Here is a 12,597-nt window from a genome sequence, read left to right as displayed (position 1 = left end):
ACATCCAGGCCGACGTATTGCCTCATGACAGCTCCTCCGAATCGCTTGATTGCGAGAGCTCGACGATAACGGAGCTTTCGTGCCCCGAGCGCTGACCGCTTCGGGTTGGGTAGATGCATGGACGTCCACACCAAGCGCCCACGTCGTCAAAGCGCAGTCGACGGCGGACGTGGTTGCAGCGGTGAACTTCGCGCGTGAGAACAATCTGCGCCTCGTCATCAAAGGCGGCGGTCACAGCTATCAGGGCACCTCAAATGCGCCCGACTCCCTTTTGATCTGGACGCGCGAGATGAGCGGAATCACGCTACACGACGCCTTCGTTCCGGTTGGCTGCGATGCTACGTATACTCCGCAACCGGCGGTCACCGTAGAGGCCGGGGCGCGCTGGCTCGCCATCTACGACGCGGTCACGACGCGGGGCGGACGCTATGTACAGGGCGGCGGCTGCACCACTGTGGGCGTCGCAGGATTCATCCATGGTGGCGGATTTGGCAGCTTCTCCAAGAGGTTTGGATTGGGCGCAGCCGGTCTCCTGCAGGCGGAAATCGTCACGGCGGATGGCGGCGTCCTCGTGGTGAATCCCTGCAACCACACCGATCTGTTCTGGGCCGTCAAGGGCGGTGGCGGCGGCGCCTTCGGCATCATCACCAAGCTAACTTTGCGCACGCGCGAGCTTCCGACCACCTTCGGCGCAACGTTCGGCACGATAAAGGCCGCCTCCGACGCTGCATTTCGCGACCTCATTGCCAGAACGCTCTCGTTCTATGCGGACAAGCTGTTCAATCCGCATTGGGGTGAGCAGATCGCCTTCGGCAACGACAACACTGTCCGTGTCGCGATGGTGTTCCAGGGCCTTGAGAAGGCCGAGGCCGAGAGTGTGTGGGCGCCCTTCACCTCGTTGCTGACAACCTCAAGCAAGGATTTCTCAATCGAGAGCCCCCTGTCTCTGTTTGCCGTGCCGGCGCGGCGTTTCTGGAACGCAGAGTATCTGCGCGAAGTCCCTGGTCTCGCCCTACAGGACGACCGGCCCGGCGCGCCTCTCGGAAACATCTTCTATGTCGGGGACAGCGGGCAGGTCGGTTTCTTCATTCACGGCTACAAGTCGGCTTGGCTTCCGGCATCGCTGCTTCAGGAAACCGAGCGGCAAAAGCTGGCCGACGCGGTCTTCGCCGCATCGCGACACAGGCCGGTTTCATTCCACTTCAACAAGGGACTGGCTGGCGCCCCAGCAGAGGAAATCGAGGCGGCGCGCGACACGGCAATGAACCCGGACGTGCTCGACGCCTTCGCGCTCGCCATCATCGGTGGTCACGGGCCGCCGGCATTTCCGGGTGTCGCGGGTCATGAGCCGGATCTGGGCGTGGCACGCGCCAATGCGCAGACGGTCGGGCGCGCATTCAACGCTCTCTTGACGGTCGCGTCCGGCGCGGGTGCCTATATTTCAGAAGCTGACTTCTTCGACCCCAATTGGAAGACCAGTTATTGGGGGCCGAAGTACGATCGTTTGGCCGCCATAAAGAAGCGCTACGATCCCGACGGGCTGTTCTTTACCCATCATGGCGTTGGCAGCGATGAATGGAGCGCCGACGGGTTCACGCGTCTCCGAACGTAGTCGAGGGGGTCACTTCGGAGGCCGTTCGGACAGGCGCAGGAAGCGATGGTCCTCTCTTGAGGGAGTGGACTTCATCCAGTCGAATGGACCGGCCGCTCCTGGCCCCGCTCTTGGCCCGTTGCTGCCGTGGGATTTGGCGTGGATGTCTGCTCCCGCCAAAGCCGGTCGCCGCTGACGGCTTCACAGGACACAGAATTCGACAGCGTTCGAAGACGCGCCCCCCTAACTGACTTAAATGAAACTCCAAATGCGTTTGATAGATCAACTTGAAAGTGTTGGCGTTCTTGTCCCGCAAGACTCGTAGTTCACTTCAGAGCACAGGTGTCGTTTCTGATCGATGCGCGATCTCGCCGATGTCCACTATCCGATGCCGCCTGCATCCGGGTCGTCCAGAACAGCCTGTCGCCCCACTCGGCCGGTGCCCTCTACAAGGCATTCGCGCACCGCCGAAGCCCGCATCAGATGGATGTTCACAACCGACAAAGCGCGCGCCAAAATGAGCCGCGCCCTACCCCGTCACAGCCAAAGAATCGTAATCACTGGCCCGGTCTAGCACTACTTTGGCAGAATCTGTTTGCGCCACGATTTTTCAAGGAGTTGTTTTCGGCAGTACGGGCACTGCTGAGACGGCGGTCGTAGGATGAGATCGACGATGGCGTGGCGTACGGCGGGCATGGTTGGTTGAGGCGGAGGCCCGTTGATTCTTTTTTTCCGCCCCGCGTGTGCGAGGCGGCGGTGTTGCAGGAAGGCGTAGGCAATCATAGTCATCAGGGCGTGACGATGAAGACCTTGCCATGAACGCCCCTCGAAGTGATTGAGGCCAAGCTCCTCTTTCAACTGCTGATGGCCTGCTCACAAATCCATCGGGCCTTGATAGTGGCAGCTAGCGTGCGTAGATCCGTCGTGGCAGGTAGATTGGCGAGATAGTACTTCTTCTCCCCGGAGGCGCGCTGCTCGCCAATGAGCCAGGCTTCGTCGCCTGGGAGATGCTGCTGACCCTTATCCCATATTCGCTGCGGCGGCCCGTCGGCGATGCGCACGCGGATAGCAGCAAATCGGGCTTTCAGCCGACCTTTCGTCCCGGTGCGCCAACTCACGGTCTTCCACTTAGCGTCAGTCAGCATGTGTTCTGCCGCGACGGATAATATATCTGGCACGTGGTGTTTCCGTGCTCGCCCCCGAACTTTGGTCACCGGCCAAATGAGTTGCACGTTGACCGGATACACCTTGAGGTGACGAGGAATGCCAACGGCCCAGGCCAGCCCGCGTGCCGTTAGTCCTTGCCGAAACGGCGCGCTGAGCCCGTATCCTGCATCCGCCAACACACACCCAAAGCGCACGTTGGCTGCCATCGCGCGGTCAATCTCGGCCAGAGCAATCTCCGGCTTGGATCGTGGCGTTCGGTATTCGGCCGGTACGCGGGCGCGCTTCAAACGAGAGGTGTCGCTTGTCCAACTCTCAGGCAGAAAGAGACGCAGTGCGACCATCACCGGCACTTCGTCGCGCGCGAGTGTCAGCGACACGAGCGTTTGGCAGTTTGCCGTTTTGCCAAGAGTCGACGCATACTGAGCCGCAACACCAACTGAGCGGTCGCCCTTCTTCGGCATTGCCGTGTCGTCAATAACGAGCACGGCATCCTTGCCGCCGACAAGCCGGTCGGCCTGATCGAGCAGTTCCGATTCCAGCGGTGTCGCGTCCCAGACACCATCGGCGATGAAATGGTGCAGTTGATCGTAGTTGCCCGATGCAACGCGCTCCGCCATCGGTTGAACGCTCTTGCGATCGCCGGGACCGATTAGTCCCGCAACGTACAGCGGACACATCCGCTGTCGGGTCTTATGACCCAACCGATCCAGGAACGGCTTCAGCCAGCGTTCGAGTTCGTCTTCCCATTCCGCCATGGTCAGCCCTCCAAGAGCCGACCACCCATGAATCACTGAAAAATCGATTCGGGAATCCTAATAAAAAGCTCAAATCCAACAATCTGCCAAAGTAGTGCTAACAGAAGATGAGATCCGGACTCGTGCGCATCAGCTGTGGAAAGCGGCTGGCGAGCCCGACGGGCAGGCTGTTGAATTCTGGCGCCGTGCCGAAAACGAGCTTCTGGCTGAGCGGAGGACCGGGGCGAGGTCCCGCCAGGCATGACCGACAATCTGCCGGTTTAACCCGCCCGCTCCCCAATGAGCAGGTCGAGTGTTCACTGCGGGTCGTCGGCAATGTCGGCTAAAATTCCGCTTCGTTCGATGGGGTCGATCACTTGCCTGTTGAGGACCTCTACGGCGCACCTCTTGAGCACCTTCTTCACCAGCTTGTATTTTTCCAAGTAGAACTTGAACCTGCGAGCCGTCTTCGTGTTTTTCGGATCACGTTCCAGCGTTACGCTTTTGGTTGCAGCAGCGATATCCTGTTTTAGGCTCTTGAGGCCGCTTTCGAAGGATTCATCTCTGCACTTCTTCGCGTAATCTTCCGGGTCAAGGTCGGTGATCTCTCGCGGCTGATCTCGAGGGGCGTCGGCTGCCTGTTGAGAAGGCGAGTTATCGGGAGACGATTTTGCTTCCACTTTGGCTGGGCGCTTCTCGGCCTCTTTGACTACTGATTCTTTCACGCGCGAAGGGTCAATCTTCGCATTCTCTAAGCTGAGCGATGCGTTCTCGAGCGCCTTTTTGAAGTCCGGCGAAATATCCGCAATGGCATCTAGGGCGCGCTTCGATCCGGCCACCGTGCCGGAGGTAATCTGCGTTGGTTTGGCTGGCTGAGCAGTCGGCGCGGGGAGCAATGCGGCGGCCTTTGGTGGAGCGTCGTCACACTTCATCGGCTTCAGCTCGACGCCGTCCACCTTTCCGCTGACGCCACTACAATCTCTCGTCGGCTTAGCCGACTTTAGGTTTTGGTTGCCGACGACTGCTGTTTCGTTGGAGCCGGTCGAAGCAGGCTTAGTTGGCGCCGCGGGCGCTCTCCCAATGCGAACGGCTCTCGCAATGCCACCATTGGCCGTAATCGAGCCGTCGGGCTGTAGCGTGTACACCCACGAGCCCAGGCTGGTCGTATAGGTCAAATTGTTTCCGGAGCAGGTCCAGGTGCCCTCAGACTGACACGCCGCGTGCTCACTACAGATGGCCCTTCCGTCAGCGGTAAGTGTCCCCTTATTTCCTCCGGAGTGCCGCCATTCGCCGATGAACTTTGAGGCGCAACTCGCCGGCGGAGCGGCAAACGCCGGTGTCACGGAAACAGCAGCCGCGAAAGGCAGGCAAAGCAAAAAGCGCACTGAAATCTCCCCCAGATCAATATGCTTGGACGTTACGGCTGCGCGAGCTCCCATCAAACCGCCAGCGGTGAGCTATCACCAGGAAAATTGCGATCGAGCCGCTCTGTCAATGGAGTGAGCGCCGACCCGTTGATACGTTTAGGCTGGCGATGCTCGCTTCGAGGAGCTCTGCGCGGAGCTTCGCAGGTCTCATGAGAACAGGCAGTTTGACGATATGCTCTTGATCGGTAGCGTCGCCCAGCTAAAGCACCACTACGCGAACCTGGGCGACGCCACGATCGGTAATTCCTAAGCTGCGAGCGGCTGCAAGCGAGAGGTCGATGACGCGACCGCGAACCCAGGGTCCGCGGTCGGTGATACGAACGACCACCGATTTGCTGCTCTTGAGGTCAGTAACGCGAACATGCGTGCCGAACGGCAGATTGCGATGAGCTGCAGTTAGCGAATCCCGATCGAACGTTGTGCCGCTCGCTGTCTTCCGTTTCGAATACGAGTAGAAGGAAGCCTTCCCAGAAAACACTCGGTTGAAAGATCGAGTAGCTGAGCGGTCTTCCGAAGTTCGCGGCGGTTCTTGCTCAACAGGAGACTGCGCTTGCGGACTCTGGTTGGTCTGCTCCGGTGCCTGAGGGACGGGCTCGGCGTGTGCTTTTGGAATGATGGACCACCTATCATTGAAATCCTGTGCTGCAGCAGAGTCTACATGTAACCACATCCACGCTGGGACTGTTGCAACGGCGACTAATCTACAAAGAAGACGCATGGTCGGCCTCACTACAATTGTAAAGCAGAAGGACAATGCGATCTTTTGAGGCGCGTTCCTGAACACGTCTTTCATGTGTGGGCAAAAGGTGAATGCATACCGATGTTACCGAGTGGTGCGCGGGATTCGCGAGACGCAATGCAGCAAAAGGAGCGGTCTCGCTGCAGTGCATCACACCACACCTTTGCATCGTTAGTCCTGCAGAAGGAAGGGTAGGGCGTGCCATTTGGTCGGGCGGGTGTACGCCGAACGGTCTATTTGGGTATTAAACCCGAAAGAGCCTCTGAGTGGCGATCCTGCGCCGTAACTTTTTGCCAACCTCATTCCTCTACAGTCATCCCACGGACGTCTACGCCGCTTCGCCGACGGCACCCACCGCGCAATACCGCGCATTTTCTCTCACCCCCTCGGCGGCAGATGTCCTCAACACGTTACGACGTCAGAGCTCATTCGCGTATTTCAGCGCACAAGATCCAACTAGACAAATTCCCGGCACCGACCTCGACGCCGAGTTCAACGCCGTCAAGGTCGCGATCGACGACACCCAACAGAACCTCGGCAAGATCCAGGACGACGACGGCGCCCTGGCGCGCGGCTCGGTTGGCCGCGAGCAGCTCGGCGCGAGCATCCTGCTCGGGTTCAGCGCGCCCCACACATGGCAGCCCGGCACGATTTACACCGCCGACACCAGCACCGTCTTCAACGCCAACAAATTCTACATCGCGACCGTCACCCACACCTCCGGCGTCAGTTTTGAGCCGGACAATTGGGAGATGCTCGCCGATTTCACCACGAGCGCGATCATCGACGACGGCTCGATCAGCACCGCCAAGCTGGCCGACAACGCCGTACAGACGGCCCAAAGTCCTCGAGGTTGATCGCCCCGCCCGGCCTGATGGTCGACGTCAGGGACGTGATCGCCGCTGCGGCCAGTTTCGAGAGCGTCACGGCGCCGTCGGCGATTTTCTACGACGACTCAAAAACCAGGAAAGGCAGGAGCAGTTCCTGCACTGGAACGAACTTTTGCCACCGCGGAATTTGAACAGGCCGCCAGTTTGAGGCGGCCCCAATGCCTGCGCCGTTCGACCGCGAACGTGAATTTGAGGTGCAGCATCGGACCGCCGTCGTCCCGGACTTCAATCGACAGCTGTTGGCTACCGCCCCTTAAGGAGCGGACGGCATCTCGGGCCATATCGGCAAGCGAGCGCGCCGCCTCTTCTTGCACCTTCTCTATTGTTGACAGTTCCAGACCTTCCTCATCCGGGAAAATCTCGTCACCCTCTATGATGTCAAAATAGTACCGTCTCATCAGTCCAGAACGACGCCAATCTCAAATTGTTCTGTTCCTAAAACAGGCATCCCCCAATCACACTAAGCGCCCGAAGTAGGCCGGCGCCCTACCTCTGTTCGTTCCTTGAAAGGGAAGCCAGTCTATCCAGTTGGCCGGCCAACCCCACAAAAGTTCGGGCGATGTTTTTCAAGGCTGCGGCGCGATCCTTGGAAATGCCGCTCGCGCCAGAAAGTCTCTTGTAGTGCTCAGCATGTTCTCGGCACTCAGCAATGTTGATCACTGGCTCAGCCTTCCTGTTGCCGCGCGAGTCGTGGGAGCGCCTCTCCCCGCTGGCTTGCCTTCTACCATGTTAGGCCCCCGTTAAGAATACGGACAGCGCCGGCTTGAGTTTTGAAAAGGAACCACAACGGCAGGCGAATATTTGAGTGGTCGCTGGCTTGCTGCCAGAGCTGGCGGAGCGGCCCCGGCCTAACCCCTTGTCTCCCCCTGAGCCGGGGCCGTCTCTCCGACCTCATCGTATCGGAGTAGCGTATGTGTTCGTCGCCCTCGATCGTGCCGGCCGACCGCCTCGACCGCGACATCTATCTGGTGCTTGAAGACTTCGGCGCGCGCGCCGGTTGCGCTTGGCGGTGACACCGACCTTGAGACCGTGGTCCACCTCGTTCTTTCCGGCGACTATGCCTATCCGGTCCGGATCGTCGCATTCAACGCCAACAAGGGCTGGTCCAGAGACGCAACTTCCGAGGTTGCCGACGTCGTGGCTCGGCGTGCCCTCAATACGGATGTCGAGGCTTCGGCCGCGCTGCAAGCCTTCATCGCCGCGAATTCGACGAAGGCCTTCGATCTCCAGCTGTCATTGCCGCTTCGCGTTGCCTGAGAGGGCCTGACTTCTACGGGTGCGCCAACACCTGAAGGTAAAGCGCGAGCCAGTTGCGGTAGCGACATGCACGCATAGGGCAATACACGGCGCATCCGCCTTCCCGAAACGCGAAATATGCTCCAGTTTTGCACGGAGACTGGCCTAAGGCTACGAATCTGAGGAAGTTTTGGCAACACTGGAACCGCCCTGTAGGCGGATGGCTTGTGTGTGCGGTGACTGCCTCTGTCCCACGAGGCTTAGCCTGTCGGAGGCCCCAGCATCATCATGCCCCCCGGCCCGATGCTGGGGCCCAAGCAGGGTGACCAGGCGGCGCTCAATTTTGATTCTTCAAGCCATGTGCAGGCGCAGCCTGCTGCCTGTTTTACGATTGAGGGCGGGCGGAGCTTCGCCCTTGTTCAGCTTCTCGGCCACAACCTCTGCCGTTGAATGAGAGAGGCCAGTTAAAGGCGTCTCGTCCGGCGTGACTGCAGGCTGATCTGTTGAAGTGTCCAGCACTGTGAATCTGCCGTTCTTGGGATGCTCGTACCGAACGACAAAGCGGTCTGCCATGAGGATCGCCCTTTCCTTCATGGTTGTAAACATACATGGGCGAAGGTCGATGACTAACGGGCGGCGGCGCAGCGAGGCGGCCTTAATTCATCTTTCGGCGCAACTTCTGATGATTTCGCGGAAGTACTCCTCAATATCCGGAGCGCCTCGTCCAAGCGCGACGGCTTAGCTTTCGGCAAACGGGCGGTGGCCTAAATCGAAACTAAACGGCTGTTCCGGCATACTTAAAGAAAGGTGATGGAATTGGTGCCGTGCAGTCCAAGAACGAACGCGTTGAGCTGGAAATGCGGATACTGCGCTATCGGCAAATAGCCAGACGTTTTGCCCACGACCCAGAGACCCATGAGCGTATCCAGACGCTCGTTCGGGAACTGGAAGACAAGCTCCGCGAGATCGACGAGTAAGGCCGCCTCAGTTGGCAGGCCTTCGACAAGGACGGCTGGCGGCACTGAGTTGCCTCTACCGCACGGATGTGAGCGGCCCCAAGCGCCTCCGGGCTGGAGAGGAAGGAGACGCCGGGACCGCCACGACGCACCGGCTCAAGGCTGGGCGCCGGCGGATATTCTCCGCTCCGGGATTCATCGCAGGCCCTAACAAATGTATGGTGTCCCGGATTAACTTTGTGGGACTCCTCCGTTGCCCCCAACGTCGTCTTTGTCTGCGAACGCTTCTCGACCGCACCCTTGCGCGCATTGTCGCCAGTGGGCTTATTGACCGCCATGTAGAGGCCACCAGACCGGCGAAAGCCCCGTCTTACTGCGCCTTTTCCTAGCTTGAGGAAAGAATCGGCCTTCGTCAAATTGAATCCCGGTTCCGTTGCGTGAATTGCTTATGCGTCAATTCCGATGGCTTTTGTCGATCGCCCCGAACGGCGACGAGACTGTCTACCTGGTCGCAGACAACTCCGGCCGCAATGGCAGCGCCTGGTGCGAAGCAGACTTGGAGAGGGCGGTGGAAACCGTCATCCAGGATCTGCTTGCCGGAGAATATCGCCAACCGATCCGGGTAGTCGCCATCAATACAGCCGAACGCTGGTCGGAAGATGTTTCCCAGGACATTGCCCGCGAGATCCAGCGTCGTTGCAATCTTCAACTGAGCGACGTGCCGTCGTATCTGCGCGAGTTTGTGGATCGCTACTCACCACAAGATCTGCAGCAATTCAGTCTTCGCCTAGTGTAGCGATGGCCTTCCACCGAAAAAAGCCGGAAGCGCTGGGCGTCAAGGCGCCCTTCCCCGGCTACATCGAGCCGGCCCTGGCGGCCTCGATCGACCGCGTGCCGTCCGGCGAACGTTGGATTCACGAGATCAAGTTCGACGGTTATCGCGTCCAGGTGCATCTCGCCAACGAAGCAGCCAGGGTACGGCAGAAGGATCTTGCGAATGATCCTGCACGAATCGCTCGACCCGCGGCGCGGCCATGGCAAGCAGCACCGCAAGCGGCGGTAGCGTGCCCGGGGGCCAATCGAGGATCAGACAGCCGATGCCGATTGCCGCGAGCGAACCTCGATATTTGTCCGCATGCTGAGAGCTGACCGGGCTGGTGGCGCAAAGGATCCAGGTATCGACCTGCCCTTTGTCGTCATTCGCGAGGTCGACGATCTTGCCGGACACCGCGGCCTGCGGAACCGAATCTTCGTAGAGCTTCGCCTCGAAGTAGGTCGCCCCTTCGTCGAATGCCGAATCGCCGTCGCGGCCTCGTTGGGATCCGCTGGACGCAACCCGAAATAGCTGACCGCACACTTCGGACAGAACCGCCGCGAGCAGCCCCTCGAAGCTGTCGGCGCCGCTGTCTTTGAGGGTCTGGAGCGCGGTCTTCAGTGCCGCAAGGTGGGGTTGTGTCTTGACGTCCATGTATCCTTGATAAGCCCAATAGCCCGCATCCGCTAGCGGGAACGTGCCGACCTTCGCCAAAGCAGCGCTTCACGCTGCGAGCGGGAGTGCGGCCGCCGGGCGACCGTTCTGACTTGTAAGCGGCCAGGTTTTCCCAAAAGCTTACCGCAGGGGGCCTGGGGCTGATTGATGCGGGCAAAGTTGCGCACGCTTGCCGAACGTTTTTGAATCAAGGACGAAAGCCACGGTCCTCTTGAAGCCCCGCACGGGCTCCCGACGCGATCGATGTGTTAGGTTGAGGGAGGGCGAGCAACCGACAGAAAGCTAAGGAAGGGATCTGCCACAATCCGACGCGTTTGCGCGGTGGCTTCATGGCCTCGGCGAGGATGGCACGGCGTTGGTGCTCCACCGATTTTGTGGTTCAAGATAAGAAGGATTGCGTTTCGCTTGCGACCTGTCTGCTTATTCGACCTGTTTGCACCTCGAAATACAAGATGACTTTGGCAAGCTGGCGGAGGAAGAGGGATTCAAACTGGCGGTACACTCGCTGGGCGCGTGGTGCCTCAGTGGCGGTCCCGATAGACAGGAAGCCGCTTGTCGAACCGCTTTGTCCTGCTGATCACGTTGTCGGGAGTAGACGTCCGCGAGGATCGAAAAAATACACCGTTTGAAAAACCGTTTTAGCTCGGTCTTCTCAAGCGGTTTCTCTCGCTAAGGGCTTGATTTATGTGGTGGGCGCACCAGGGCTCGAACCTGGGACCCGCTGATTAAGAGTTCGGGAAACAGTCCGATTCGCGCTCCGGAACCGCCGATTGCCGCACCAGGTAGGTGCAATCCTTCGCGAGGGGCAGATTTCGCATACACCTTGGACCCAGCGGCCGAGCCAGAGGCCTCGAGAGTTCATGGGTACGGCGTCCAAGACATGCCGAAACGTAAGACCGACAAGCTCGCCCGCGCAAAAGCACGGCCCGATCCGGCCCAATGGGCCGAGGACGAAGTGATGACCCTTGTCGAGGCTGCTGTAGTATTTTTTCCGCACGGTCCATTGACATTATCGTCGTTGCGCAGGGCAGCGACCGCGGGGACTCTTGAAATCGCCAAAGTGGCAGGCAAAGATTTGACGACACCGCGTGCAATCCGCAAATTAGTGAAGCCATCATGCCGGGCCGCAAAGCCAAGCCCCCCAGACTCTGGTGTCGCGAAGACGACCAGTCCTGGATTATCCTCGACCGAGGGAAGCAAATCCGCACAGGTTGCGGCAGAGACGACCTTGAGGGCGCTTCGAAAGCACTCGAAGCGTACATCGGCGGAAAGCACGCAACCACAGTCGGCGCGACCGACCCTCGTATCCTCGCGATAGCCGACGTCCTCACATTCTACGAAGCCTCGAAGCGACCTAAAGGCTCCGACGCCCGCGCACAGGCACAGCATGAGCTGCTGTTGATCCGCCTCCTCGATCTCAACGCGTTTTTCGGACAGAAGCACGTCGGCGACATCAAAGCGCAGCTCTGCCGCGACTTCGTCGATTGGTCGACCGGAACGGCGAACGAGAACAACAAGCGCGCCGGCATTCCGCCAAGGGAGACAACCGTCAGCGATCAGACTGCACGTCGCCGGCTCGAGGATCTGCGCGCAGCGATCAACGCGTACCACGCCGAGCACGTGCTCAACTTCGTGCCGAAGATCGTTCTGCCGGAGAAGACTGAGGGCCGCCAGCGCTGGCTCACACGCAACGAAGCCGCGCGGCTTCTCGCCGCCGCGCTTGGCTATATCTGGGACAGCGAGCGGGAGACCTGGAAGCGCGAGGGCCAACACCTGGTTCGACGCGAGCGTTGGATCATCAATCGCCGCCGGCCGGCCGCGCGCTTCATCCTGGTAGGCCTTTATTCGGCGCGGCGCGAAGAGACGATCCGCCGGACGCAATGGCTACGGACCACGACCCATCCGTGGATGAACCTCGACGCGATGATCTACCAAGGTCGCGGAGCCGAGGAGCGCAGCACTAAGAAACGTCGGCCGCCGGCAAAGATCGCCAACCGACTGCGCCCGCACCTCAAGCGCTGGCACGCGATCGACGCGAAGCGATCGGAAGCTTTGCGCGCCGCCGGCATCATGAAAACGGGCGAGGAGATCCGCTTCGTCGTCAACCGCATGCACGACGGCCAGCCGCTCGCGGGCAAGATCAGGTCAGCCTGGGAAGGCATCCTGGAGGACGCCGGACTCGGCGAGGACGTCGTCCGCCACTCGCTGCGCCATACCGCGGCGACCTGGCTAATGCAGCAGGGCACCGATCGCTGGCAGGCCGCCGGATGGCTCGGCATGACGTTGGAGCAGTTGGAGAACGGGTACGGTCACCACCACCCAGACTTCCAGGAAGAAGCGGCCGAGGCGTTTGGGGGACGACGGTAAC

The 12,597-nt window shown here is 59.9% G+C and carries 11 protein-coding genes and 3 pseudogenes; 7 read left to right on the top strand and 7 right to left on the bottom strand.

The genetic code is table 11. The annotated features are described in order from the left end of the window. The first annotated feature begins 79 nt into the window (after positions 1–79). A complete protein-coding gene (locus tag IVB46_RS09665) occupies positions 80–1,612 on the top strand; it encodes an FAD-binding oxidoreductase (protein ID WP_247342594.1) in 1,533 nt (510 codons plus the stop codon). 589 nt (positions 1,613–2,201) lie between these two features. Here IVB46_RS09665 and IVB46_RS09660 read toward each other — a convergent pair. Beyond that, positions 2,202–3,549 (bottom strand): annotated as a pseudogene (locus IVB46_RS09660) (IS701 family transposase). Positions 3,550–3,607: 58 nt separating this feature from the next. Between IVB46_RS09660 and IVB46_RS09655 the strand changes: the two are divergent. Further along, entirely contained in the window at positions 3,608–3,757 is a 150-nt protein-coding gene (locus tag IVB46_RS09655; protein ID WP_247342591.1) for a DUF2934 domain-containing protein, read from the top strand. Between the two features lie 52 nt (positions 3,758–3,809). Here IVB46_RS09655 and IVB46_RS09650 read toward each other — a convergent pair whose 3' ends face one another. Continuing rightward, entirely contained in the window at positions 3,810–4,667 is an 858-nt protein-coding gene (locus IVB46_RS09650) for a hypothetical protein (protein WP_247342588.1), read from the bottom strand. Positions 4,668–5,118: 451 nt separating this feature from the next. After that, positions 5,119–5,589, bottom strand: a complete 471-nt coding sequence (locus IVB46_RS09645) for a septal ring lytic transglycosylase RlpA family protein (protein ID WP_247342597.1) — start codon at positions 5,587–5,589, stop codon at positions 5,119–5,121. A gap of 335 nt (positions 5,590–5,924) precedes the next feature. Between IVB46_RS09645 and IVB46_RS09640 the strand changes: the two genes are divergently transcribed. Then, entirely contained in the window at positions 5,925–6,515 is a 591-nt protein-coding gene (locus IVB46_RS09640) for a hypothetical protein (protein WP_247342584.1), read from the top strand. 98 nt (positions 6,516–6,613) lie between these two features. On the opposite strand, the gene IVB46_RS09635 is transcribed toward IVB46_RS09640, so the two are convergent. Next, positions 6,614–6,946: a hypothetical protein gene (locus IVB46_RS09635; RefSeq protein ID WP_346016123.1), complete on the bottom strand. Its 333-nt coding sequence runs from the start codon at positions 6,944–6,946 to the stop codon at positions 6,614–6,616. A 513-nt stretch (positions 6,947–7,459) separates the two neighbouring features. Here IVB46_RS09635 and IVB46_RS09630 point away from each other — a divergent pair. Continuing rightward, positions 7,460–7,805 (top strand): annotated as a pseudogene (locus IVB46_RS09630) (hypothetical protein). 330 nt (positions 7,806–8,135) lie between these two features. On the opposite strand, the gene IVB46_RS09625 reads toward IVB46_RS09630, so the two are convergent. Then, positions 8,136–8,357, bottom strand: coding sequence for a hypothetical protein (locus tag IVB46_RS09625; RefSeq protein WP_247342581.1), 222 nt, complete (start codon positions 8,355–8,357; stop codon positions 8,136–8,138). Between the two features lie 224 nt (positions 8,358–8,581). Further along, positions 8,582–8,806: a hypothetical protein gene (locus IVB46_RS09620; RefSeq protein ID WP_247342578.1), complete on the bottom strand. Its 225-nt coding sequence runs from the start codon at positions 8,804–8,806 to the stop codon at positions 8,582–8,584. A 502-nt stretch (positions 8,807–9,308) separates the two neighbouring features. On the opposite strand from IVB46_RS09620, the gene IVB46_RS09615 reads away from it, so the two are divergent. Together IVB46_RS09615 and IVB46_RS09610 are read left to right on the top strand one after the other, a co-directional pair. Beyond that, positions 9,309–9,536 carry a hypothetical protein gene (locus IVB46_RS09615; protein WP_247342574.1) on the top strand — a complete coding sequence of 76 codons (228 nt, stop codon included), beginning with the start codon at positions 9,309–9,311 and terminating at the stop codon, positions 9,534–9,536. A gap of 2 nt (positions 9,537–9,538) precedes the next feature. Then, positions 9,539–9,718: pseudogene (locus IVB46_RS09610) on the top strand (DNA ligase); the annotation flags it as partial. Here the strand turns inward: IVB46_RS09610 and IVB46_RS09605 are convergent. Continuing rightward, positions 9,663–10,268 (bottom strand): hypothetical protein, encoded by a 606-nt coding sequence (locus tag IVB46_RS09605; protein ID WP_247342601.1) that lies wholly within the window; start codon positions 10,266–10,268, stop codon positions 9,663–9,665. The pseudogene IVB46_RS09610 and the gene IVB46_RS09605 sit on opposite strands and share 56 nt — an antisense overlap. 1,077 nt (positions 10,269–11,345) lie before the next feature. On the opposite strand from IVB46_RS09605, the gene IVB46_RS09600 reads away from it, so the two are divergent. Further along, positions 11,346–12,596: a hypothetical protein gene (locus tag IVB46_RS09600; RefSeq protein WP_247342571.1), complete on the top strand. Its 1,251-nt coding sequence runs from the start codon at positions 11,346–11,348 to the stop codon at positions 12,594–12,596. Position 12,597: the final 1 nt, after the last annotated feature.

The organism is Bradyrhizobium sp. 61, assembly GCF_023073075.1.
Taxonomy (GTDB): Bacteria; Pseudomonadota; Alphaproteobacteria; order Rhizobiales; family Xanthobacteraceae; genus Bradyrhizobium; species Bradyrhizobium barranii.
This window is presented reverse-complemented; position numbering and strand designations above follow the sequence as displayed.